This window comes from Rhodococcus sp. PvR099 (assembly GCF_017833315.1).
GTDB classification, from domain to species: Bacteria; Actinomycetota; Actinomycetes; order Mycobacteriales; family Mycobacteriaceae; genus Rhodococcus_G; species Rhodococcus_G oryzae.
The window spans coordinates 3,955,934-3,980,136 of the sequence record NZ_JAFIBV010000001.1; the positions used below are offsets into that span (position 1 = coordinate 3,955,934).

General features: G+C 69.1%; 16 protein-coding genes. 7 read left to right on the plus strand and 9 right to left on the minus strand.

Annotated features, from left to right (window positions below; genetic code table 11):
* The first annotated feature begins 21 nt into the window (after positions 1–21).
* The gene (locus JOE46_RS18220) at positions 22–1,659 is read left to right on the plus strand and encodes a GMC family oxidoreductase N-terminal domain-containing protein (RefSeq protein ID WP_307861302.1); all 1,638 of its coding nucleotides are present in this window, start codon (positions 22–24) and stop codon (positions 1,657–1,659) included.
* A 34-nt stretch (positions 1,660–1,693) separates the two neighbouring features.
* Complete coding sequence (locus tag JOE46_RS18225) at positions 1,694–3,193, plus strand: aldehyde dehydrogenase family protein (RefSeq protein ID WP_209928027.1); 1,500 nt, start codon at positions 1,694–1,696, stop codon at positions 3,191–3,193.
* A gap of 39 nt (positions 3,194–3,232) precedes the next feature.
* Here the strand turns inward: JOE46_RS18225 and JOE46_RS18230 are convergent, their stop codons facing one another.
* From JOE46_RS18230 to JOE46_RS18250, 5 genes are all read right to left on the minus strand, one after another.
* Positions 3,233–4,747, minus strand: a complete 1,515-nt coding sequence (locus JOE46_RS18230) for an MDR family MFS transporter (protein WP_209928028.1) — start codon at positions 4,745–4,747, stop codon at positions 3,233–3,235.
* Positions 4,748–4,882: 135 nt separating this feature from the next.
* Positions 4,883–5,662, minus strand: a complete 780-nt coding sequence (locus JOE46_RS18235) for a thioesterase II family protein (RefSeq protein ID WP_209928029.1) — start codon at positions 5,660–5,662, stop codon at positions 4,883–4,885.
* A gap of 2 nt (positions 5,663–5,664) precedes the next feature.
* On the minus strand, positions 5,665–10,041 hold the full coding sequence (locus JOE46_RS18240; RefSeq protein ID WP_209928031.1) for a type I polyketide synthase: 4,377 nt from the start codon (positions 10,039–10,041) through the stop codon (positions 5,665–5,667).
* Positions 10,038–10,325, minus strand: coding sequence for an acyl carrier protein (locus JOE46_RS18245; RefSeq protein ID WP_209928032.1), 288 nt, complete (start codon positions 10,323–10,325; stop codon positions 10,038–10,040). The genes JOE46_RS18240 and JOE46_RS18245 overlap by 4 nt, the downstream gene beginning before the upstream one ends.
* Before the next feature lie 45 nt (positions 10,326–10,370).
* On the minus strand, positions 10,371–12,107 hold the full coding sequence (locus JOE46_RS18250; protein WP_209928033.1) for a fatty acyl-AMP ligase: 1,737 nt from the start codon (positions 12,105–12,107) through the stop codon (positions 10,371–10,373).
* A 209-nt stretch (positions 12,108–12,316) separates the two neighbouring features.
* Between JOE46_RS18250 and JOE46_RS18255 the strand changes: the two genes are divergently transcribed.
* The 4 genes from JOE46_RS18255 (at position 12,317) to JOE46_RS18270 (ending at position 16,852) form a co-directional block, all read left to right on the plus strand.
* The gene (locus tag JOE46_RS18255; RefSeq protein ID WP_209928034.1) at positions 12,317–13,657 is read left to right on the plus strand and encodes a glycogen debranching protein; all 1,341 of its coding nucleotides are present in this window, start codon (positions 12,317–12,319) and stop codon (positions 13,655–13,657) included.
* A 106-nt stretch (positions 13,658–13,763) separates the two neighbouring features.
* On the plus strand, positions 13,764–14,639 hold the full coding sequence (locus JOE46_RS18260) for a TIGR03619 family F420-dependent LLM class oxidoreductase (protein ID WP_209928036.1): 876 nt from the start codon (positions 13,764–13,766) through the stop codon (positions 14,637–14,639).
* 74 nt (positions 14,640–14,713) lie between these two features.
* Positions 14,714–15,457, plus strand: a complete 744-nt coding sequence (locus JOE46_RS18265; RefSeq protein ID WP_245221097.1) for a glycoside hydrolase family 25 protein — start codon at positions 14,714–14,716, stop codon at positions 15,455–15,457.
* A gap of 90 nt (positions 15,458–15,547) precedes the next feature.
* Positions 15,548–16,852 (plus strand): DUF2254 domain-containing protein, encoded by a 1,305-nt coding sequence (locus JOE46_RS18270; protein WP_097210811.1) that lies wholly within the window; start codon positions 15,548–15,550, stop codon positions 16,850–16,852.
* 11 nt (positions 16,853–16,863) lie between these two features.
* On the opposite strand, the gene JOE46_RS18275 is transcribed toward JOE46_RS18270, so the two are convergent.
* Positions 16,864–17,976, minus strand: coding sequence for a serine hydrolase (locus JOE46_RS18275; RefSeq protein WP_209928037.1), 1,113 nt, complete (start codon positions 17,974–17,976; stop codon positions 16,864–16,866).
* Positions 17,977–18,144: 168 nt separating this feature from the next.
* Positions 18,145–20,226: a PhoX family phosphatase gene (locus JOE46_RS18280; protein WP_209928038.1), complete on the minus strand. Its 2,082-nt coding sequence runs from the start codon at positions 20,224–20,226 to the stop codon at positions 18,145–18,147.
* 203 nt (positions 20,227–20,429) lie between these two features.
* Here JOE46_RS18280 and JOE46_RS18285 point away from each other — a divergent pair, with 203 nt between their 5' ends.
* A complete protein-coding gene (locus tag JOE46_RS18285) occupies positions 20,430–21,569 on the plus strand; it encodes a Rieske 2Fe-2S domain-containing protein (protein WP_280923548.1) in 1,140 nt (379 codons plus the stop codon).
* 72 nt (positions 21,570–21,641) lie between these two features.
* Here the strand turns inward: JOE46_RS18285 and JOE46_RS18290 are convergent, their stop codons facing one another.
* Entirely contained in the window at positions 21,642–22,382 is a 741-nt protein-coding gene (locus JOE46_RS18290; protein ID WP_209928039.1) for an amino acid ABC transporter ATP-binding protein, read from the minus strand.
* A 3-nt stretch (positions 22,383–22,385) separates the two neighbouring features.
* Entirely contained in the window at positions 22,386–24,188 is a 1,803-nt protein-coding gene (locus JOE46_RS18295; RefSeq protein ID WP_209928040.1) for an ABC transporter substrate-binding protein/permease, read from the minus strand.
* Positions 24,189–24,203 lie beyond the last annotated feature (15 nt).

A 24,203-nucleotide genomic window follows, 5' to 3' on the forward strand; every position in this document is an offset into this window, starting at 1 on the left:
GACCGAGGTCGAGGAGCACCCGTGGCTGGAGAAACCGCGTCGGAGCAGGCTGGCTTGAAACAAGACGTGTTCAACTACGTCATCGTCGGGGCGGGTAGCGCCGGATGCGTGCTGGCGGCCCGCCTGACGGAGGACCCGAGCGTCTCCGTGCTGCTGCTCGAGGCAGGCAGCGAGGACGACGCCGACGAGATCAAGATCCCGGCGGCCTTCCCGACCCTGTTCAAGACCAAATGGGACTGGAACTACGAGACCACCCCGCAGAAGCACCTGGACGAGCGCCGCGCGTATTGGCCGCGGATGAAGGCGCTGGGTGGCTGCTCGTCGATGAACGCGATGATCTACATCCGGGGCAACCGTGCCGACTACGACGGCTGGCGAGACGAGCACGGAGCGCAGGGCTGGGGGTACCAGGATGTGCTGCCGTATTTTATTCGCGCGGAACACAATTCGAGCCTCTCGGGTCCGTATCACGGCACCGACGGCCCGCAGCGCGTGGAGGACCGCCGCTACACGCACGAGTTGACCGACGCCTGGGTCGCCGCCGCGGTGTCGGCGGGGATCAAGCCGACCGAGGACTTCAACGGCGCCGAGCAGGAGGGGGCGGGCCGGTACCAGGTCACCTGCCACAAGGGCAGGCGCTGGTCCACCGCCGACGGCTACCTCAGGCCGGCGCTCGGGCGGCCGAACCTCACCGTGCGTACCGGCGCCCACACCACGCGAGTGCTGCTGCGCGGGGACCGCGCGGTCGGCGTCCGCTACCTGCGTGGCGGTGTCGAGGGCACCGCCCATGCGTCCGTCGAGGTGATCCTGAGCGGCGGAGCCGTCAACAGCCCGCAGCTGCTGATGCTCTCCGGTATCGGCCCCGCCGACCACCTGCGTGAACTGGGCATCGACGTGGCGGTGAACCTGGCGGGGGTCGGTGAGAACCTGCAGGACCACCCGGTCACCCCGATGCTGTGGGACACCAGGAACACCACCGATCTGGCCGACTTCTCCACCCCGCTGCGGCTCGCGCAGTGGCAGGCCACCGGGCGCGGACCGCTGGCGTCCAACGTCGGCGAGGGCGGTGCCTTCTTCGCCAGCCGCGACGGTCTCCCGGCGCCGGACCTGCAGATCCTGGTGGCCGCCTCGGGCTTCTACGACAACGGACTCCGGGAACCGGTGGGCAAGAGGTTCACGGCCGGGGTCACCCTGGTCGACGTCGCGAGCCGCGGCCGGCTGCGGCTACGTTCGGCGAACCCGCTGTGGCGGCCCGAGATGGATCCCGCGTACTTTGAGGAGCAGGTCGACATGGATGCGATGCTGGCCGGCTGCAGGCGCGCCGTCGACATCGCCGGTGAGTCCGCCATCGCGGCGTTTCTCGACGGGCCGAGTCTGCCGATCCGGATGGACAGCGACGGCGATCTCGTCGATCACATCCGCGCCTGGTGCCAGACCCTCTACCACCCCGTTGGCACCTGCGCGATGGGCGACGGCGAGGATTCCGTGGTGGATTCGCAGCTGCGCGTCCACGGGGTCGAGGGGCTGCGGGTGGTCGATGCCTCCGTGATGCCGACCGTGCCCCGCGGAAACACCAACGCCCCCACGATCATGATCGCCGAGAGGGCCGCGGACCTGATCCTCGGCAAGACGGTGATCGACACACCGGCACCGCGATGACCATCTCTCCCACAACCAGATTCGAGGACATCACATGACCACGCTCGAGACCGACCCCACGACCGATGCGGGCGCCACCTTCGACTCGCTGAACCCCGGGACGGGTGAGGTCGTCGGCACCTACCCCGTGCAGGACGCGGAGGCGGTCGCCGCCACGGTCGAGCGCGCGCGGGCCGCGGCGAAGTGGTGGTCCGGGCTGAGCTTCGCGGAGCGCCGGACCCACCTGGACGCGTGGGCCGGGGTGCTCACCCGCCGGATCGCCCAGCTGGCCGAGGTGATGCACGCCGAGACCGGCAAGCCGCATTCCGATGCCCAGCTGGAGGCCGTGATGGCGATCGGCCATCTCGCATGGGCGGCCAAGAACGCACCGAAGGTGCTGGGGCGCAAGCGTGTTCCGTCGGGCCTTGAGATGATCGACCACTCCGCGAGCGTGGAGTACCTCCCGCTCGGGGTGGTCGGCGTGATCGGGCCGTGGAACTATCCCGCGTTCACGCCGATGGGCTCGATCGCCTACGCGCTCGCGGCGGGTAACGCGGTGGTCTTCAAGCCCAGCGAGTTCACCCCCGGTGTCGGGGCCTGGCTCGTCGACACCTTCGCGCAGGTGGTTCCGGATCAGCCGGTGCTGCAGCTGGTCACCGGTCTCGGGCCGACCGGGGAGGCGCTGTGCCGCTCCGGCGTCGACAAGCTCGCCTTCACCGGATCGACCGCCACCGGGAAGAAGGTGATGGCCGCCTGCGCGGACACCCTCACGCCGGTGGTCATCGAGGCGGGCGGCAAGGACGCGCTGCTGGTGGACGCCGACGCGGACCTCGACGCCGCCGCCGACGCGGCGCTGTGGAGCGGGATGTCGAACGCGGGGCAGACCTGCGTCGGGACCGAGCGGGTGTACGTGCACGAGCGGGTGTACGAGCCGTTCCTGGCCAAGCTCGTCGCGCTCGCCGATGGCGTGCGTGCGGGCACCGAGCCCGAGGCGAAGATCGGCCCTATGACCATGCCGACCCAGTCCGCGGTGGTGCGCAGCCACGTGCTCGACGCCATCAAGCGGGGCGGCCGCGCGGTGGTCGGAGGCCCGGACTCGGTGGGAGACAGCCTGGTCCAGCCGACCATCCTCGTCGATGTCCCCGAGGACTCGATCGCGGTGACCGAGGAGACCTTCGGCCCGACGCTGACGGTCGCGAGGGTTCGCGACATGGACGAGGCGATCGAGCTCACCAACGCCTCGCGTTACGGACTGGGGTCGGCGGTGTTCAGCAAGCGCCGCGGCACCGAGCTCGCCCGCCGGATCCGGTCGGGGATGACGGCGGTGAACTCGGTGATCGCGTTTGCGGCGATCCCCTCGCTGCCGTTCGGTGGGGTCGGCCAGTCCGGCTTCGGTCGCATCCACGGCCCGGACGGGCTCAAGGAGTTCACCTACTCGAAGGCCGTCGCCCGCAGGCGGATGCCCGCGCTGATGGCGCTGACCAGCTTCACCCGCACGGCCAAGACCGACAAGATCCTCGCCACCATCGTGTCGCTGAGGCACGGACGCGGGTGACATGAACCGCCGTTCGCGCCCCCTGAAGGGTTACCCCCTTCATGGGCGCTGAGCAGGTACGTCCACAGGTGCGGTGGCTGGGTGGTCTACCGCGCCGTCCGCCGGTTCCACCGAGTCCGCCGGCTTGCGAACGAAGAGGCACACCGCGATCAGTACGAACGACAGGATCCCGGCGAGGAGAAAGACCGCCCGCACACCCTCGACGATGGCCTCGGGTGAATCGGCAGGGTCAACGGATCGCGAGGAAACCACCGTCATCACCGTGACGAACAATGCCGTGCCCGCGGCACCGGCAACCTGCTGGAACGTGCCGACAACGGCCGAACCGTGCGCGTAGAGGTGCGGGGCCACCGATCCCAATCCCGATGTCATCAGCGGTGTGAACGTCGCCGACAGACCAAGGCACAGCGCCATGTTCGACAACAGCAGCCACCACAGCGAGGTCGAAGTGCTCACCGCCGTCAGCATCCACACACCGATGCTGACGAGGATCGATCCGGGGATGACCAGGACGAGTGGACCCCGCCGGTCGTAGATGCGGCCCACGATCGGCCCGGCGAGACCCATGAGCAGGCCGCCGGGGAGGGTGATGAGACCCGTTTCGAACGGGTCGAGGTGAATCACCGACTGCGCGAAGTACGGGACGATGATGAAGGTGCCCATCATCGTTCCCATGCCGACCAGCATCGCGACAACGGAGATGGTGAACTGGCGGTATCCGAACACGCGCAGGTCCAGCAGGGCGCGATCCTCGCGTTGCAGCCTGGACTGTCGTGCGATGAAGCCGAACATCGCGGCCGCACCGATGAGGAACGGCAACCACACCGGGGTCGTCGAGGATCCCTGCGCCGATTCACCGATGCTCACCAGGCCGTACACGAGTCCACCGAATCCGAGTACCGCGAGTGGGACCGACAAGAGGTCGATGCGTGCCTTTGATGTCGCGGACACCGACACGACGAATCGTGCGCCGATGACCAGCGTCGCCAACGCGAACGGGGCCACGAATCCGAAGATCCAGCGCCACCCGAAGTGGTCGAGGATGAATCCCGACACGGTGGGGCCGAGGGCAGGCGCAACCGCGATCACGATGGAGATGTTTCCCATCATCGCCCCCCGGCGCGCGACCGGTACGAGTGTCATGATCGTCGTCATCAGCAGTGGCAGCATGATGGCCGTACCCGATGCCTGCACGATGCGGGCGATCAGCAGCACACCGAAGCCGGGTGCGGCGAACGCGATGAGAGTTCCCGCCGTGAACAGCGACATGGCGAGCGTGAACAGGGTACGGGTGGGGATGCGCTGGATGAGATAGCCGGTGAGAGGGATGATCACCGCCATCGTGAGCATGAACGCGGTCGTGAGCCACTGCCCCACGCTCGGAGGTACGCCCAGTTCGACCTGCAGGACCGGGATGGCGATGGTCATCACCGTCTCGTTGAGGATCACCACGAAGGTGGCTACCAACAGGACACCGATCACCTGGAGGTGGCGCCGTTCGATTCGGTCGCCGACGACGACGCCATCGGTCTCGAGACGGGTGGACTCGGTCACGGTGGACCTTTCGGGTGGTGGGAACTGGGGTCACCCCGTCGGCCGACGGAACAGGGTGGGGTGGTTATCGAACTTACTGGTCCGTCACGCAGCCTGCCACTCGATTTCCGTGCGTGATTCGTGACCATGATCCGATCACTCCTCGCGGTCGGCGGAGGCGGCGCGCGCGTAGCCGCGGACCAGCGGCCGCATCAGGCGGAACAGCTCGTCGGGTGATTCGTCGAGGTAGAAGTGATCGCCCTCGAGGATCTGCGGGTCGGTCGGGTGGGTGGTGTGCCGGCTCCAGGCACGGAGGTCGAGCTCGCCGACCAGTGGATCCGCATCGGCCCCGAACAGGTGCATCGGGCAGGCCAGCGGCGCCTCGCCGGGATCCCGGTGATCCGCGCACATCCGGACGTCGTCCCGGATCACCGGTAGCGCCGCGTCCAGCCAGGCGGGCCAGCCGAGGATCTCGGCCGGCAGCCCGCCGATGGCGGTGAGGAACCGAGCGAGCAGGGCGTCGTCCAGGTGGTCGATCGGCGGCAGCGGTGCAGGGAGGTGCGGGGCCGCGTACGCCGAGAGCAGCAGCGCCTCGGGCAGCCGGCGGCCGCCCGCATCGCGGCGCCGCGCCAGCCGGTACGCGACGAGTGCGCCCATGCTGTGTCCGAAGAACACGTGGGGGCTCGAGAGGTGTTCGGCGAGACGGTGTTCGAGATCGTCCAGCAGCAGGTCGAGGTCGACGAACCGTTCGTGTTCCGCCCGCCTGCCCCGTCCCGGCAGGTGTACGGGCACGACGGTGACGTGCGGGCCGAGGGCGCGATGCCACGCCCGGTACATCGACGATTCGCCGCCCGCGTGATGGAAGCAGAACATCCGCAGCGCCGTGTCGGATCCGACCCCGTCCTCGAGATAGGGCGTCAGGGGTGCGGTCTCCATGATCAGTGCCCCTCTTCCAGCAGGGCGAGCTCCTCGGCCGTGGTCTTCACGGTGTAGCGGATCTGATCCTCGGTGTGGCAGGACGTCACGAAGAAGCGCAGCCGGGCCTGATCCTCCGGCACCGCCGGGTAGAGGATCGGGTTGACGTTGATCCCCCGGGCGAGCAGCGCGTTGGACAGCTTCAGTGTCTTGATCGAATCGCCCACGATGCAGGGGATGATCGGGGTGTCGCAGCTGTCACCGGTGTCGAGCCCGGCCTCGACGGCCTGGGTCAGGAAGAGCCGGGAGTGCCGGTGAAGGTGCTCGAAAAGCTCTGGCTCGGTGCGCATCTGCCGCAGGGCGGCCAGCGAGGCGGCGGCGTTCGACGGTGTCATGCCGACGCTGTAGATGAACCCGGGGGTGGTGTATTTGAGGTACTGGATCAACGCGCGGCTGCCAGCCACGTAACCCCCGCACCCCGCCAGGGCCTTCGACATCGTGCCGGACCACAGCTCGACGTCGGAACGGTCGACGGCGAAGTGCTCGCCGATGCCGCCGCCGGTGGCACCCAGCACCCCGATGCTGTGTGCCTCGTCGATCATCAGCAGGGCGTGATGCTTGCGCTTGACCGCGATCACGGCGGGCAGATCCGGGATGTCACCGTCCTGGCTGTACACGCCCTCGATGAGGATCAGCACCCGGCGGAACCGCGACCGGATCTCGGTGAGGATGGCGTCGAGGGCAGCGTGATCGTTGTGCGGGAACGACCTTCGGGTGGCGCCGGAAAGCTTGCAGCCCTGCAGAATGCTGTCGTGGGCCAGGCTGTCGTGGATGACGAGGTCGCCCTCGCCGACGAGGTGACCGATCACGGTCACGTTGGTGGCGTGGCCGCTGACGAGCGCGATGGCGTCCTCCGTGCCGAGCAGCCCGGCGAGCTCCGCCTCGAGTTGCCCGTGCAGGGGCTTCTCACCGGAGATCAGCCGGCTGGCCGAGCAGGAGCTGCCGTAACGGGCGACCGCGTCCTGCACCGCGGAGACGACGCGTGGGTGGCCGGACATGCCGAGGTAGTTGTAGCTGGAGAAGTTGAGGACCTCCTGCCCGTCGATGATCGAGGTGTCCCTGGTGATCCCGTCGTTGACCAGGAAGTACGGGTTGGACAGGCCGGTGGCCTCGCCGAGAGTCAATCGCTCGGCGATCTCCCTGACCTCGGGGAACTGCTCGATGAGATAGGCCTCGGTCGCGATCTCGTCAGTCACTGCGATCGGTGGGACGGCGCGACATGCGGACCCGGTATCGGTGGCCTTGTCCGGCGCCGTCGGGGCGGGCGCCGCGCCGAGCTGCGTGGACACCAGGGCCACCAGGTCGCCGACTGTGCTGGTCGGCGAGAACCAGGCGGGCTCGGCGGCGAGTTCGGGGAACCTGCGAGCAAGCCCGGACACCAGGTCGGCCACCATGATCGAGTCGAACCCGAGCTCACCGGACATCGTCTGGGAGGACCGCAGCGTGTCCGCGGAATAGCCTGCGATCCGGGCGATCTCGGCGCGGACCGAGGCGGCGACGGTGTCGGCGGTGACCTCCCGTGCCGGGGACCCGGCGGTCGCCTGCGGCCGGCCCGCCGCCGCGGCGGTCACGGAGTCGGACCCGGCGCCCGCTGCGGCCGGGCCGGACTGGGCGGCGGCGAGCAGTGCGGTCTGCTCACGGAAGAGGGAGATCAGGTTGTCCATGGTGGTGTCCTCGGTGTGTGCGGGTATGGGGGCATCGTCGGGTGACTCTTGTTCCGGTGCCGTCGTTTTCGTCGACGGCGTGGAGGCGCCGTGCGTCCAGTAGCGGTGGGTGGTGTCGAAGTCGTAGCCGCCGAGCGCCATACGGACCCGCTGCGCCGGTTCGTACAGGGCATCCCACTGCGGGTTGTGGCCGTCCCGGTACAGGGCCGCGACGACCTCCGTGAGCTCGCGCCCCGTCGCCGCCGGACCCGGGCAGGGAACGAGGCAGGTGAGTTCGGGATTGGCGCGGGCGACCATCGGTGCGAGTACGCGCCTCGGCCCGAGCTCGATCAGGTGGGTGGGGCCGTCTTCCAGCCCGGCCGCCAACGCATCGCCGAACCGGACCGTCCCGCGGATGTGCTCGGTCCAGTAGTCGGCGTCCATCGGATCGCCGAGGCCGAGGAGGCCCCCACGCAGGGTCGAGTAGACCGGGATGCGGGGCGGCTCGAAGGTGCAGTCCGCGGCGACGGCGGCGAACGCGGCCACCATCGGCTCCATCAGCGGGGAATGGAAGGCATGGGAGACGGGCAGCGTCCGGACGGATACGGAGCGGGCGGTGAGTTCCTCGGCGATCCGCGCGAGGGTCTCGGCGGCGCCCGAGAGCACCAGCTCGCGTGGGCCGTTGACGGCGGCCACCGCCGCCGTGGGCTCGTCCACGAGGAGGTCGGCGACCTCCGCCGCGGCGGCGCGGACGGCGAGCATGGCGCCGCCGGCGGGGAGCTGCTGAATGAGCCGTCCCCGCGCGACGACCAGCCGGCAGGCATCGTCGAGGCCGAACACCCCGGCGAGCGTCGCGGCCGCGTACTCGCCGATGCTGTGGCCGATGACCCACGACGGTTCGACGCCGGACTCGGTGAGTGTCCGTGCCAGCGCGTACTGCACCGCGAAGATGGCCGGCTGTGCGTGCTCGGTCCGGTCGAGGTCCTCTCCGCCCAGCATCAGGTCTCGGATCGACCGGCCCAGGTGCGTCGCCATCCGCTCGTCCACCTCGGCGAGCGCGCGCCGGTAGCTCCCGGACTCCGCGTGCAGCGCAACGGAGATGCCCCGGTACTGCGATCCCTGGCCGGTGAACAGCCACCCGGTGCTCACTCCCCCGGCCAGGCCCGCCGCGGCGGCGAACCGGTCGTCGTCGGTGACCAACCCGCGTAGGTCCGAGACCGCCTGGTCGCGGTCCCGCACCGGCAGGGCCAGGCGATGGCGCCCGGACGACTTGACCTTGTTGCTGGACCAGCACATCTGGGCCAGCCGTCCCTCGGGTAGTCCGGCGAGATCATCGGCCATCCGGGTTACGTTTCGCCGCAAACCGTCCCGGCTCGACGAGGAGACGGTGAGCACTCCACCGCCGGGGCCTTCGGAGGCCGGTGCGCGTTCGGGTGCGCTCCCCAGTAGCAGGTGTGCGTTGGTGCCGCCCATGCCGAAGCTGCTCACGCCGCCGTAGACCGCGCCTTCGGGTAGGGGCAGCGCCTCGGTGAGCAGGTCGAGGCCGTGGTCGGCCAGGCGAAGGCGTGAATTCTCCTGTGCGGCAAATCGACTGGGTGGAACCATGCGGTGGTGCAGGCTCAGTGCCGCCTTGATCAGTCCGGCGACGCCGGCGGCGCCCTCGGTGTGGCCGAGGTTGCCCTTGATGGAGCCGATCGCGCAGGGCTTCGGCCGCGGCACCGCATGCAGATGGCCGAGTGCCTTGGCCTCGATCATGTCGCCGAGCACGGTCCCCGTGCCGTGGGCCTCGACGAAGGCGACCTGCTCGGGGTGCACACCCGCGCGCCGGTACGCCTCGCCGACGACCTGCTGCTGCGCCCAGCGGTTCGGCGCGGTGATCCCGTTGCTGCGGCCGTCGGAGTTGACCGCGCTGCCCTTGATCACCGCATAGATCGGAAGTCCTTCGCGCTGAGCGTCATCCAGGCGGCGCAGCGCGATTACGGCAACACCCTCGCCGCGGCCGATGCCATCGGCATTCTCGCTGAACGGTTTGCAGCGCCCGTCGGGCGCGGAGAGCCCGGCCTGGGCGTAGAAGACGTTGAGGGTGGGCGTGAGGATGATGTTGACACCCCCCGCGAGGGCCTGATCGCACTCGCCCGCCCGGAGGGCCGCGCAGGCCATGTGGACGGCGACCAGCGAGGACGAGCAGGCGGTGTCGACCGCCATGCTCGGGCCTCGCAGGTCCAGCTGGTAGGAGATCCGGTTCGCGGTCATGAAATATCCGTTTCCGGAACCGAGTTGGGGTGTGATCTTCGCGTAGTCGCTCAGGTGCAGGTTCGCCCATTCGTTCGCCATCACCCCGACGTAGACGCCGGTGTTCGAGCCTGCCTGGGCGCGCGGATCGAGCGTGGCGTCCTCGAACGCGTGCCAGGCGGCCTGCAGCAGCAGTCGCTGCTGTGGATCCATCGCCTCGGCCTCGCGCGGGGGGATGCCGAAGAACTCGGGGTCGAAGGCGTCGGCGTCGCTCAGGAAGCCGCCGCTCCGGTTGTTGACGCTGCCGGGGCCGCCCTCCGGGTCATAGAAGTCGTCGGCGCGCCACCGTTGCGCGGGGATCTCGGTGATGCCGTCCGCACCGTCCATCAGCAACGCCCACAACGCTTCCGGGTTCGGGGCCTGCGGGAACCGGCAGTCGAGTCCGACGATCGCGATGTCGGTCATGATGCCGCCGCTTTCGGCGCGAGCTCGTCCGCGAGGTATCCGGCGATCTCCGCGATCGTGGGGTAGTCGAAGACCAGGGTGGCATCCGCCGGGATCCGCCACCTCTCCTCGACGTCGCCGCACAGGCTCAGTGCGGATACCGAATCGATCCCGATCTCGGCGAGAGGCGTCGTCGGATCGATGTCCCGGGCGGGGACGTCGAGGTAGCCGGCGACCCGTTCGACGAGCCAGCGCGTGATCGGCGCGAGAGCGGCGGCGGTGGGGGTGGAGATTGTGTTGGACATGGGGGTACTCCTCGTGGTTCCGGGGTGAGTGGCAGCGGACCGCGTTTACGCGGAGCCGCGCAGCCGTTGCACGGTTGTGGCGATGTCTTCGTGGAGCAGCGGGTGGATCCGGTTCTCCAGGAACGACGTGCGCATGGAGCGGCGCTGAACCTTGCCGCTGGTCGTGCGGTGCACACCCCGACGATCGACCAGGACAACATCGGGGGCGGGTACGTCGAAATGTCGGGACACCGCGACCTTGATCAGCGAGGTGACCTCGGCCAGGGAGGCGCCGTCGAGCAGCGCGGTCCGAACCTCCTGGATCACCAGCAGTCGCTCCTGCTGACCGGCGTCGATCGAGAGAGCCACCCCGGCGGTCCCGGCGAGAGCGGGATGAACGTCACGGACGACCTCTTCGATGTCCTGGGGATAGAGGTTGCGCCCGTTGATGATCAGGAGATCCTTCATCCGGCCGGTGACGAAGATGTGGCACTGGTGGCGCAGGCCGAGGTCCCCGGTGCGCAGGTACGCCCCCTCCCCCGCCAGCTCGGCGCCGAACCTGGCCTCGGTCTCGTCCGGGCGGTTCCAGTAACCGGCGGTGACGCTCGCTCCCCGAACCCAGATCTCGCCGACTCGGTTGTCCGGCAGCGCTATTCCGGTGTTTGGGTCCACGATGCGGATGTCGAGATCCCGCGGGGGTCCGCTGCTGACCAGCCGGACGCCGGTGTCGTCGGTGGTCAGTACGGCCACGTTGCGTTCCAGGGCCGCCGCGTCGACGTCGATGCGGACCGGCGGGTCGCCGACCCGGCTCGCGGTGGCGAGCAGCGTCAGCTCGGCCATGCCGTACGCGGTGACGAACGCGTTCGGCGGGAATGCAGCGGTCCCGAGCCGCTCGATCACGGCGTCGAGGGTGCGGGACCGGATCGGCTCCGCACCGTTGAGGGCAACCCGGAGCGAGGACAGGTCGAGCCCGGCCAACTGCTCGTCGGTCGCGCGCCGGGCGACCAGCTCGTAGGCGAAGTTCGGTGCGAGGGTGAACTCGGCGCGGTAGCGGTCGATCATCTCCAGCCAGCGGACCGGCCGCTTGAGGAAGGCCAACGGGGACATGAACACGAGGTCACCCCCGGCGTAGAGGGGCAGCAGCATCGAGATCAGGCCCATGTCGTGGAAGTGCGGAAGCCAGCTGACCCCGGTCGCCGCGTCGTCGAAGCCGACCGTCGCCGCGATGGTCGCCTCGTTGTGCAGCAGGTTGCCGTGGGTCACCATGACGCCCTTGGGTTCGCTCGTCGAACCGGACGTGTACTGCAGGAAGGCCACCGTGTCTCCGTCGAGGTCGGGCATCCGCCATGATTCGGCGTCGCCCAGGTCGTCGGCGTCGGTGTACACGCAGGACACCGTCTCGGCGCGCCCGTTGTCGGCGATCCACGCGGTCAGGAGCTCCGCGTAGGCGGAGGTGGTGAGGACGAGGCCGATGTCGGCGTCGTCGAGCATCCCGGCGACCCGCTGTGTGCTCTGCTGGTCGTGCGGCAGCGGGGCGGGCACGGCGATGACTCCCGCGTACAGGCAGCCGAGGAAGGCGGGCAGGAAGTCGATGCTGTCCAGGTACAGCAGCAGGACCGGTCGGTCGGCCTCCGGACGCTGCGACAGCCAAGCGGCCGTTGCCCTGGCCCTGCGGTCGATCTCGCGAAAGCTGAGAACCTCCTCGACCAGCTCGAGCCCGACCTCGCGGTGGTAGGCGTAGAAGCGGGTGTCGCCGTGAACGTCGGCCTGGGCGCGGACGTGTGAAACGAAATCGGGATACACGGGGGCTCTTTCCTCGGGGTGCACGATGCTGTCGAATGACGAGTTCGGGGTGCGCTGGGAACGTCCTCAACACTTGTTGGCCGCGGCCCCGGTGACTACGGACCCTTGGGGTGGTGCGACGGACCCCGGGTGTGGGCATTTCTCACCAAGGAAGGCCCGAGACGTCACCCCGACGGGCGCAATCGGCGCGGCGGACGCAAACTAGGACGATGGCCGCCGATCCCGGATTCATCCCGACGCAGCTCGCGGCCCGGGCCGCGTACCTGCTGCGCGGCAACGACCTGGGCACCATGACCAGCGCGGCGCCGCGGTTGTACCCGCACATGTGGAGCTGGGACGCGGCGTTCGTCGCGGTCGGACTGGCGCCGCTGAGCGTGGAGCGGGCCGTCGTCGAGCTGGACACGCTGCTGTCCGCGCAGTGGGGCAACGGAATGATCCCGCACATCGTGTTCGCGAACGGCGTCGACGGGTACTTCCCCGGACCCGCGCGCTGGGCCTGCGGGGATCTGGCGGCGACGGCCCCCGTCGTCCCGCAGACCTCGGGCATCACACAGCCGCCGGTGCACGCGATCGCGGTCCAGCGCATCCTCGACCACTCCCGCAGGCACGGTCGCAGCACCCGGGCGGTGGCCGAGGAGTTCCTCGACCGGCGCTGGGGCGACCTGGTGCGCTGGCACCGGTGGCTCGCGACCGCCCGTGACCCGAAGGACAACGGACGAATCAGCCTGTACCACGGCTGGGAGTCCGGCATGGACAACTCGCCACGCTGGGATGCCGCGTACGCGAACGTCATTCCGGGAGCGGTGCCGCCTTATCTGCGCGAGGACACCGCGATCATCTCCGACCCCACGCAGCGGCCCTCGAACGCCGAGTACGACCGCTACCTGTGGCTGCTCGAGGAGATGAAGTTGGCGCGCTACGACGACGCCGAGCTGGCGTCCACGATGAGCTTCGCCGTCGAGGACGTGTTCGTCAGCGCCGTCTTCTCGCTCGCCTGCGACGTTCTCGCCACCATCGGCGAGGAGCATTCGGCGCCGAAGTCCGATGTCCGGGACCTGCGGTACTGGGCGGAGAAGTTCCAGCGGGGCACCATCGCCACCACGGACCCGCGTTCGGGCGCCGCCCGCGACTTCGACCTGCGGTCGGGGCGCTGGATCCCCACCGAGACGCTCGCGATGTTCGCCCCGCTGCTGTGCGGCGGGCTGGACCGCGACGCCGAGCGCGCGCTGGTGCGGATCTTCGAGGGACCGCGGTTCTGCGGTCATCCGGATCTTCGGTACGCGGTGCCGCCGTCGACCTCGCCGGTCTCGGGCGACTTCCGGCCGCGCGAGTACTGGCGCGGCCCGGTGTGGCCGGTGATGACCTGGCTGTTCTCCTGGGCGTTCGCCCGTCGCGGGTGGGCCGAGCGGGCCCGACACCTGCGGGCGGAGGGCCTGCGACAGGCCGCCGACGGCAGCTTCGCCGAGTACTACGAGCCGTTCACCGGTGCACCGCTGGGCAGCATGCAGCAGTCCTGGACCGCGGCCGCGGTGTTGGACTGGCTCGGCTGAACCCACCCGCCGATTTCGTCTCGCTGGGCGGGAGGTCGGGATTCGGTACCCCGGGTGCGTCGGGTCAGGTATGACGTAGACCACACCGGACCGAAGGAGCAGGGCTGTGCGATTCACCTATGCCGAGGCCATGACCGACCCGGCTTTCTATGTGCCGCTCGCGCAGGCGGCGGAGGAGGCCGGCTATCACGGGATGTCGATCGCGGACAGCCTCTGCTATCCGAAGGAATCCGATTCGGTCTATCCCTACACGCCCGACGGAAGCAGGGAGTTCCTCGAGAACAAGGCGTTCGTCGAGGCGTTCGTCCTCGCCACCGCGCTCGGGATGGCGACGACCACGCTGCGCTTCACCACCTTCGTGCTGAAGCTGCCGATCCGTCCCCCGGTCCTCGTCGCAAAGCAGGCCACCTCGGTGGCCTACATGATCGACAACCGGCTGAGCCTCGGAATCGGTCTGAGCCCGTGGCCGGACGACTTCGAGGTGCTGGGCGTGCCGTGGGAGCGGCGCGGCAAGCGGACCAACGAGGCGATCGACATCCTTCGCGGTCTGGTGAGCGGTGACTACTTCGAGTACCACGGCGAGATCTTCGACCTGCCCGCGATCAAGCTGAGCCCGGTACCGAGCGAGCCCATCCCGATCCTCGTCGGCGGGCACAGTGACGCCGCGCTCCGGCGCGCGGTGGTCCGGGGCGACGGGTGGATGCATGCGGGCGGCGGCGACGAGGAACTCGACGTCCTGCTCGCGAAGCTGCAGCGGATGCGCCGGGAGGAGGGCACGGAGAACAGCCCGTTCGAGATCCACGTGATCTCGCCACAGGCCTACACGGTCGACGGGATCAGGCGACTCGAGGACAAGGGCGTGACCGACGTGATCGTCGGCTTCCGCGACCCCTACAGCGTCGCGCAGGACACGGAGCCGCTGGGCCAGAAGGTCGCAGCCCTGACGCACTATGCCGAGACCGTGATGTCGAACTGCGGGTGACGCGGGCGGGCCGACGCCAAAAGTTCATCCTCGGTTTCGTGGTCGTGTCCGAAATATCGGTTTAGTCTCGGGCGATGACGCCGTCGAGTCGTAAGCGTGTCCGAGCCGTCACCCGCCTGGTCCCGGTGCTGATGGCCGGTGCCCTCGCCTTCGCCGTGCCTGGCACCGCGACCGCCGAACCGTACAACGGTCCCGACGTCGCTTCGTGGCAACACCCAGGCGGCTCGGGCATCGACTGGTTCGCCGTGCGCGCCTCCGGCCACGAGTTCGCGATGGTCAAGGCCACCGAGGGACTCTGGTACGTCAACCCGTTCTTCGTGCAGGACGGGATCGGCATGCGCGCGGCCGGGATGTCCCGCGGCGCCTACCACTACGCCGACGTCCGGGAGTCGCCCGAGGCGCAGGCCGCGTTCTTCGCATCGACGTCGTTCCCGGTGATCGGGGGCGACGGACTGCCGCCGGTGCTCGACATCGAGGACGCCAAGGGCCTGCCGCCCGCCGCGGTGATCGACTGGACGCGCCGCTACCTCAACTCCGTCCAGGCGCTCACCGGCAAGCAGCCGATCATCTACACGTACCCGAACTTCTGGCGCACCGCGATGGCGAACACCACGGAGTTCTCCAACTACCCGCTCTGGATCGCCGACTACAACGGCAGGGACGAGCCCGGCCCGCTGCCCGGCGGCTGGCGGCACTGGACGTTCTGGCAGTACACCAGCACGGGCCGGATCCCCGGCGTGAACGGCAACGTGGACCTCAACATCTACGGCGGCGGCCTCGGCGACTTCGGCAGCTCCGCCAACCCGTTCGGTTCCTGAGGTCCCGTTCCGTTCTGAGCTCGCCGTTCGGCTCCCGAGGTCACGGATCGGCCATCCGCGCAGCGCGATCGGCGGGCGTACGCTTCGGGGGTGCGCAGGCGCGAGGCAGCCTGGGAGTATCTCCGCGGCGCGCTGTGGGTGCTACCCGCCATAGCCGTGGTGCTGGCGCTGGCCCTCGGGTCGATCCTGTCGTCCGTGAACACCCGCCCCGGCACCTGGATGCACCGGTTGGCGTTCCAGGGCACCCCCGATGACGCCCGCACGCTGCTCATCGGCACGGCGGGCACGATGATCACCGTCATCGCGCTGACCCTCGGGCTCACTGTGGTGGCGCTGCAGCTCTCGTCCACCCAGTTCTCGCCGCGGATCCTGCGCAACTTCCTGCGTGACCGCCCGAATCAGGTGGTGCTCAGCGTCTTCGTCGCGACCTTCGCGTACAGCATCGCCGGGCTCTACACGGTTGGCGTGTCCGCGGGCAGCCGGACCGCGGACTATCCGCGGTTCGCGGTGAGCTGGGCGATGGTGCTGCTGTTCCTCAGCCTGGGCGCGCTGGTCTACGAGATCCACCACCTGACCCATTCGCTGCAGATCGACGAGGTCATGCGCACGGTGGAGCGGAACACGCGCGAGGTGGTGCGGCACGGGCTGCCGGGCACCACGGCGCCGTCGGCGCTCCCTGACCCGCCGCCGTCGGCGACGGTGGTGCCCTCGAGCCGCACCGGCTACGTGCAGGCGGTGCACCCGGACGAGCTGGTCGGGCACGCAGCACGGCACGGGGTGACCATCAAGATCGCGCCCCGCGTCGGGGACCACATCGCCGCCGGATCCACCCCGCTGGCCTGGGTGTGGAGCGAGGCCGGCCGCGATTTCGACGCGGTGGGGGTCGGCCGCGCGGTCGAGCAGTCCGTGCGGATCGGGTTCGAGCGGACACTCGAGCAGGACGCCGCGCTCGGCATGCGTCAGCTCGTCGACGTCGCCTCGAAGGCGTTGTCCCCCGCCATCAACGACCCGTACACGGCGGTCCAGGCACTGGATCACCTCACCGCGATCATGTCCTCGCTCTCCCGTCGGGACCTCGGGTCGCTCGTATTGCCGGCCGGCCCGGGAGGCCGCACGGTCACGGTCCCCGCCTACACCTTCGCCGACTATCTCGATCTGGCCTGCGCCCAGATCCGGCGCTACGGCGCGCGCGAGCCCACCGTCGCGCTCGCGCTGATCCGGCTGTTGCGGGACAGCGCGGCGGCCACCACCGATGACGGTCGCCTCACCGCGATCGGGTTTCAGCTCGGGCTGCTCGAGGCGGACGCCACCCGCGAGATCGTGCAACCGGCGGACCTGACCGCCGTCACCGCGGCCGCGGGCGAGCTCCGGGATCGGCTGGAGCGCGCCCGCTGACCGAGGGCGGGTCAGCCGCAGATGGCCGCGTCCACGATCCCGTAGACGGCGTCCTCGGAGTCGGGGCCGAGACCATTGGTCACCGACGCCTCCATCCGCCTGCTGCCGTCGAGGGTGGTGAAGGCGAGGGTGGTGTAGCCGGGGATGCCGCCGCTGTGACCCCATGCCGTCACCCCGCACGGGGTGTTCCTGGACTGGGCGCCCAGCCCGTAGCCGTGCCCGTCGGTGATCGACCGGGCGGAGGTCAGCTCGGCGAGCTGGGCGGGCCGCAGGAGACGCCCGTCGGCCAGTGCGGTCAGGAAGAGGTCCAGGTCGGAGGTGGTGGAGATCATCTCGCCCGCGGCGCCGCCCCAGCTCGGGTCGAGTTCGGTGGTGTCCACCGGCACCCCCGCGACGGGGTGGTAGCCGCGGGCGTGCGGTCCGGGGATGAACACGCTGCCGTGCGGGGCGCTGGTCGCGAGCATCCCGAGCGGTGTGGTGATCCGAGCGGCGACCTCGGTGTCCCAGGATCGTCCGGTCACCTTCTCGATCAGCATGCCAAGCACGATGTAATTGGTGTTGGAGTAGGCCCAGTCGGTTCCGGGCGCGAAGTTCAGAGGCTTGCTCGTCGCCAGGTCCACCAGCTCGTTCGGGGTGTAGGGCCGGAACCGGATGCCGAGGAACTCGCCGTCGTCCAGCGGGAGGGAATCGGTGTAGTTGTACAGCCCGCTGGTGTGCTGCAACAGCATCCGGACGGTGATGGTGTCGCCGTCGGGCAACAGGCCGGGCAGGTACCGGGCCACCGGCGCGTCCAGCTCGACCCGTTCGTCTTCCACCAGCTGCAGCAGCACGGTGGCGACGAACGTCTTGGTCACGCTGCCGATCCGGAACCGGCCGTCGTCGGGAACCGCCCATGGCGTGCCGAGCACACTCGAACCGGCGGTGGCGGTCGTGGTCCGTCCGTCCCACGTCGTCCGGACCTGTACACCGACCGCACCGTTCGCGAGGATGCGGTCCATCGCCTGCTGCACCGCCGCGCCGGTGGCGGTGGCGGGTGCCTGCGGCTGCGCGAGCGCGGGCGTCGCGCCGACGAGCAGGGCGGTGACCGCGACGGCGAGCCCGGAGGCTACGAGTCTGCTTCTCATGGTGGGGTTCTCCTCGATTGTCGCCCGATAACTCTCGGCACCGACGCTATTGACGCGCGACGGGTGCGACGATCCCCCTGACTACCGGATCTGAGGTACAGCCTGCCCCACCTCGGACACGAAAGGGCGCCCTCCGGAGAACCGGAGGGCGCCCAGGGTTCGCGAGGGTCAGACGCCGACCCGCCCGCCGCCCGACTTCCAGGCCGCGACGACCGACGGCCGGGGCTGGCTGTCGCCGCCGTCCGGCCAGTGCGAGGCCGGCTTGTCGGCGCTGGCGCCGTCGAGCTCACCCGGGTGCTGCACGCAGACCACGACGCGGGACTCGCCGATGATCGGTCCGCAGGTCTCGCCGCCCTTCGGGACGGTGAGGAACTGCTTGGTCTCGCCGCGCCGGTCGCCGTCGAGTACCACGCTGAACAGGCCGTCGTTCGACTTCAGCGCGTTGCCATCGGTGGAGATCCACAGGTTGCCGTGCGGGTCGAACGCCAGGTTGTCGGGGCAGGAGATCGGGCTGACCTGCGTCTTGTCGAACCCACCGAAGTAGGTGTCGGCTGCCGCGGGATCGCCGCAGACCAGCAGCAGGTTCCACGTGAAACCGGTGCCTGCGTGCTCGTCCTCGATCTCGAGGACCTGCCCGTTCTTGTTGTTGTTGCGGGGGTTCGGCTCGTCGGCGGCGGGCTTGCCCTCCTCGCCGCGCTTGGTGTTGTTGGTCAGCGCGACGTACACCTTGCCGGTCTTCGGGTTGGGCTCGAAGTCCTCTGGGCGGTCCATCTTCGTGGCGCCCACCTTGTCGCCGGCGATCCGGGTGAACACCGCGACCTCCTCCGCGCTCATCCCGTCTACCAGGGACTCGGCCTTGCCGTCCTCGCCGGTGCGCAGCAGCGGAATCCACTCGCCCTTGCCTGCGAAGCGCCCGGAGGACGGCAGCTTGCCGGAGCCGTCGATCTGGTCCGGCTCGTCGCCGGTCAGCTTGGCGACGTACAGCGTGCCTGCGTCGAGGATGGTCAGGTTGTGCCGCATGCTGGATTGGCCGTTGCCGGGCATCATCTTTCGCGCGGACACGAACTTGTACATGTAGTCGAACCGCTCGTCGTCGCCGCTGTAGGCGACCACAGTGCCGTCGTCGGTCACGTAGATGGTCGCGGCCTCGTGCTTGAAGCGGCCCATCGCGGTGTGCTTGATCGGGGTGGACGCCGGATCCCACGGGTTCACCTCGACGACGTAACCGAAGCGGTTCGCCTCGTTCGGCTCCTGCACGAGGTCGAAGCGGGGATCGAAGCGCTCCCACTTCCGCTCGCTCGCCCCGCCCTCGATGCCGTACCGCTTCAGCCTGGCCGCGACGGTCGGGTCGGTGACCTGATCGGCGTTGGCGAAGTACTGGTTGAAGTTCTCCTCGCCGGAGAGCACCGTGCCCCATGGGGTGACGCCACCGGAGCAGTTGTTGAGCGTCCCGGTCACCCGGGTGCCGGTGGGGTCGGCGGTGGTCTTGAGGAGGTCGCTGCCCGCGGCGGGCCCGGTCACCAGGAACTCCGAGTTCGCGGTGATACGGCGGTTGTTCGGACCGAATTCCGGTGTGAGCCTGCCTGTTCCGGACTCGCCCTTGACCTGGACGACGGAAAGGCCGTGCGCGGCGATCGCGGTCTGGAACTGCTGGAGGGTGGGGTTCGCGGGGTCGTAGCCGGTGAACATGAAGGGCTCGGTGGTGTACTCGTGGTTGACCACCAGCAGATAGGTGTTCGGCTGGCCCTCCACGGGGAGCAGGCCGGCGAAGTCGTTGTTGAAGCCGAACTGCATCTCCTGCGCCTGCGGCGTCTGGTTGGCGAAGTCGAAAGCGGGCGCGCCGGGCAGCACCGGGTCGCCCCAGCGGATCACGACGGCCTGCTCGTAGCCCTCGGGCACCACGACGGCGTCCTCGGTGTTCGGTGCGACTGCGGTGAACGCGGTGCCGCCCGGGGCCTCGCCGCCGCCCGCCGCCGCCGTCGTGGAGCCCCCGGCCGAGCCGCTGCCGGAGTCATCGGAACACGCGACCAACGCGCCGCCCGCACCGACCGCGAGCACCGCGACGGCGCCGGACTTGAGCAGCCCGCGCCGCGACATCGCCGCGCGCACGATGTCGCCGAAGTACTCACCGCCGGAGGTGTTGGGCACCTCGTGCGAGCAGGCATTGCCGCACTTGTACTGGCAGGTGATCGATGCCCGCGACGATTTGCCGTCGTGATTGACAAACAGCGCGAGGGGCTTCAGCTTCACGTGGTTCTCCTGATCGAAGGTTCAACTCGGGAGACCGTAGAAGTCTTAAGCGAGGGCAAAGGAAAGGCAAAGTGAACGACCGGACAATGAGGCGACCCTAAGTCCAGTGTCTTTGCCGCCCACCGGGAAACGACCTTGTCGCGGTGGCGTGGGGCGCCGAGCATCGTTCGGATCGAAGCGAACTCGAGCCTGGAGGAACATCAATGACGCTGAACTCCACCACCAACCGCGGAGATGTCCGCGAAATCGAGGCCGTCGCGGCCCCCACAAGGTTCGCCCGCGGGTGGCACTGCCTGGGCCTGGCTCGGGACTTCCGCGACGGGAAGCCGCACTCGGTCGAGGTCTTCGGCACCAAGCTGGTCGTCTTCGCGGACAGCGCGGGGGAGCTCAAGGTGCTCGACGCCTACTGCAGGCACATGGGCGGGGACCTGAGTCAGGGCTCGGTCAAGGGTGACTCGATCGCCTGCCCGTTCCACGACTGGCGCTGGGGCGGTGACGGCAAGTGCACCGGCGTCCCCTACGCCCGCCGCGTCCCGCCGCTCGCCCGTACCCGAGGCTGGCTCGCGCTCGAGCGCAATGCGCAACTGTTCGTGTGGCACGACCCGCAGGGCAACCCGCCGCCTGCCGACGTGACGATCCCCGCGATCGACGGGGTCGGCAGCGACGAGTGGACCGGTTGGACCTGGAATTCGGTGCTGATCGAGGGCTCGCATTGCCGTGAGCTCGTGGACAACGTCGTGGACATGGCGCACTTCTTCTACGTGCACTTCAATGTGCCGCGTTCGTTCAAGAACGTCTTCGAGGGCCATGTCGCCTCGCAGTACATGAGCTTCACCCCGCGTACCGACGTGAACGTGGACGTCGATTTCGGTGAGGACAGCATCACCCAGTCCGATGCGTCCTATCACGGCCCGTCGTACATGATCGACAGGTTCCACGCCGACATCGGTGCGCACGAGCCGCTCGAGGCCGTGCTGATCAACTGCCACTACCCGGTGACGTCGAATTCCTTTGTGCTGCAGTACGGGATCATGGTCAAGAAGATGGCCGGGATGTCCGCCGAGCAGGCCGACGAGATGGCCGAGGGCTTCGGGGACGGCACGATGGCGACCTTCGAGCAGGACATCGTGATCTGGAAGAACAAGGCGAAGATCGACAACCCGCTGCTGTGCGAGGAGGACGGCCCGGTCTACCAGCTGCGGCGTTGGTACAGCCAGTTCTACGTCGACGTCGAGGACATCACCCAGGACATGGTCACCCGGTTCGAGTTCGAGATCGACACCACCCGGTCAGGGAAGCACTGGGACGAGGAGATGGCCGCGAACCGGGCCGCCAGGGTCTAGGGGCCGCGCCGCACTGTGCGCGATCGGTGCCCCGACGGGGGTGACAATCGCGCACAGGCGGCGACGCCGCTGCTACAGCACCTGGGAGAGGAAGGCCTGCAGGCGCTCGGTCTGCGGGTCGTCGAAGAGCGCCTCCGGTTTGCCGGTCTCCACCACGACCCCGCGGTCCATGAACAGCACGGTGTCGGAAACCGAACGGGCGAAACCCATCTCGTGCGTGACGACGACCATCGACATGCCGCCGGCCGCCAGGTCCGTCATCAGCGCCAGCACGCCCTTGACGAGCTCCGGGTCCAGCGCGGAGGTGGCCTCGTCGAAGAACATGATCTCCGGCTTCATCGCCAGAGCCCGGGCGATCGCGACCCGCTGCTGCTGGCCGCCGGACAGGTTGCCCGGCCGGGACTGTGCCTTCTCCGCCAGCCCCACCAGTTCGAGCTGTTCGAGGGCGACCGCGCGCGCCTGCTCCTTCGACAGCCCCCGCAGCTTCCGGGGTCCGAGGGCGATGTTGTCGAGCACGGTGCGGTGCGGGAACAGGTTGAAGTGCTGGAACACCATGCCGATCCGCTGGCGCAGGGTGTCCGGGTTGTCGCCGAGCACCGACCGGCCGTCGAGCAGGATGTCGCCCTGTTCGGGTTCGTGCAGACGGTTGAGCACCCGCAGCAGCGTCGACTTGCCGGAGCCGGACGGGCCGATGACCGAGGTGGTCTTGCCTGCGTCGACGTGGATGTCGACGCCGCGCAACACCTTGTTCGTGCCGAAGGACAAGTGCAGGTCGGTGCCGGTCAGCGAGACCGAATTGGTCGCGGTGGTCATGGGCTATCCCCTTTCCACGACGATGGCTTGTTCGAGCGGGTCGAGTGTGCCGGAGGTGTCGGCCCTGCCGGTCCGCAGGCGCCGGTCGATGTAGTTGACCAGGTGGGTGAGCGGGATCGTCAGCGCCAGGTAGAACAGGCCGGCGGCCACCAGCGGCGACAGGTTCCCGGTCTGCGCGTTGAGGTCGCGCCCGACGGCGAAGAGTTCCCGCTGGGTCGCCAGCAGGCCGAGAAAGTAGATCAGCGAGGAGTCCTTGATCAGCGAGATGAACTGGTTCATCAGCGCGGGCAGCACCCGGCGGACGCCCTGCGGGATCACCACCAGGGTCATCGCCCGGCGGTAGCTGAAGCCGATCGCGCGGGCCGCCTCCAGCTGCCCCGGCTCCACGCTCTGGATGCCGGAGCGGAAGATCTCGCCGATATAGGCGGCTGCCAGCAGGGCCAGCGCGGCGGCGCCGAGCCAGTACGGGTTGTTGCCGGTCAGGCCCTTGACCACCGGTCCGACGCCAAGGCCGATGATCAGGATGATCACCACCGCGGGCAGCCCGCGGAAGACGTCGGTGTACACCCGCGCCGGCCAGCGCAGCCAGCGGGTGCGCGAGATGCCCGCGACCGCGAGCAGCATGCCAGCCACGGTGCCGATCACACCCGAGGTGACGGCGAGGATCACCGTGTTGGGCAGGCCGGTCTTGAGCAGGTCCGGGATGGCCTGGCGGTACAGATCCCAGTCGAAGAAGGTGGCGCCGAGCTGGGCGAGCGTCGACTGCTGGGCGGTCTGCGACTGCTCGGATCCCGGTGTCTCCGGCTTGGCCAGCGCGGCGAAGTCAGGCAGCTCCGGCTCCGGCGCCGCCTTGCTGCCCGGCTTCCAGCCCTCGGGCAGCTCACGGGGCACCCAGTCCGAGTACAGCGACGCCCAGGTGCCGTCGGCGATCACCGCGTCCAGCCCGGAGTTGAGCGCGTCGATCAGGGGCTGGTTGTCCTTGTTGACGGCCCAGCCGACGAAGTTGTTGAGGCTGAAGGTGTTCTGCACGATCGAGGTGGGGTCGCCGGGCTTGATCGCGCCCTCCGCCTGCTGGGACGGGGCCACCCACGCGTCGATCTGGCCGGTCTTGAGGTTCGCGTACGCGGTGTTGTAGTCGGGGAACTTCACCGGGTCGAGCCCAAGCGTGTTCACGACGTAGTCGTCCTGGACGGTGCCCTGCACGACCCCGATCCGGGTGCCGGCGTTCAGGTCGGAGAACCCGTGGATGGCGCTGCCGTTCGGCACCACCAGTGAGAAGTAGCCGAAGTCGTAGCCATTGGTGAAACCGACGGTCTTGCGCCGCTCGTCGGTGGTGGTGATCGAGGACGACCCGACGTCGAATCGGTTCGTCGCGACCTGGGAGAGCAGCCCGGCGAACTCGGTGCCGGAGAACTCGATCTGCAGGCCGAGCTTGGCGGCGACGGCCTTGAGCAGCTCGTTGTCGTAGCCGGTGAAGCTTCCGGAGGAGTCGACGCAGATGCTCGGCGGCGCGTCGGACAGGGTGCCGACGCTGAGCTTGCCGGGGGTGGCCAGGCCGAGCGCGCCGGTGTCGATCTGGTCGAGCGGCTTGGTGGTCGGTGTGGTGTACCGATCCTCCGTGGCAGTCGCGGCGGCGGCGTCCAGGTTGGTGGGTGCGGCCGAGGCGCTGCCGACGCCGGGCGGGGCGCACAGGTCGGTGGCCGAGGTGGCCGAATCGTCGCCACCACCGCACCCGGTCAGCGTCAACGCGAGCAGCGCCAGCAGGGCGATGAGCACCCGACTCTTCACGACATGTGGACGAACCATGCTGAGGAGCCTAGC

Coding starts and splice junctions, on each gene's coding strand:
- JOE46_RS18255 (WP_209928034.1), top strand. CDS start 12,317: ATGGCCGCCGATCCCGGATTCATCCCGACGCAGCTCGCGGCCCGGGCC.
- JOE46_RS18240 (WP_209928031.1), bottom strand. CDS start 10,041: ATGACCGACATCGCGATCGTCGGACTCGACTGCCGGTTCCCGCAGGCC.
- JOE46_RS18295 (WP_209928040.1), bottom strand. CDS start 24,188: ATGGTTCGTCCACATGTCGTGAAGAGTCGGGTGCTCATCGCCCTGCTG.
- JOE46_RS18245 (WP_209928032.1), bottom strand. CDS start 10,325: ATGTCCAACACAATCTCCACCCCCACCGCCGCCGCTCTCGCGCCGATC.
- JOE46_RS18235 (WP_209928029.1), bottom strand. CDS start 5,662: ATGGAGACCGCACCCCTGACGCCCTATCTCGAGGACGGGGTCGGATCC.
- JOE46_RS18290 (WP_209928039.1), bottom strand. CDS start 22,382: ATGACCACCGCGACCAATTCGGTCTCGCTGACCGGCACCGACCTGCAC.
- JOE46_RS18225 (WP_209928027.1), top strand. CDS start 1,694: ATGACCACGCTCGAGACCGACCCCACGACCGATGCGGGCGCCACCTTC.
- JOE46_RS18285 (WP_280923548.1), top strand. CDS start 20,430: ATGACGCTGAACTCCACCACCAACCGCGGAGATGTCCGCGAAATCGAG.
- JOE46_RS18265 (WP_245221097.1), top strand. CDS start 14,714: ATGACGCCGTCGAGTCGTAAGCGTGTCCGAGCCGTCACCCGCCTGGTC.
- JOE46_RS18275 (WP_209928037.1), bottom strand. CDS start 17,976: ATGAGAAGCAGACTCGTAGCCTCCGGGCTCGCCGTCGCGGTCACCGCC.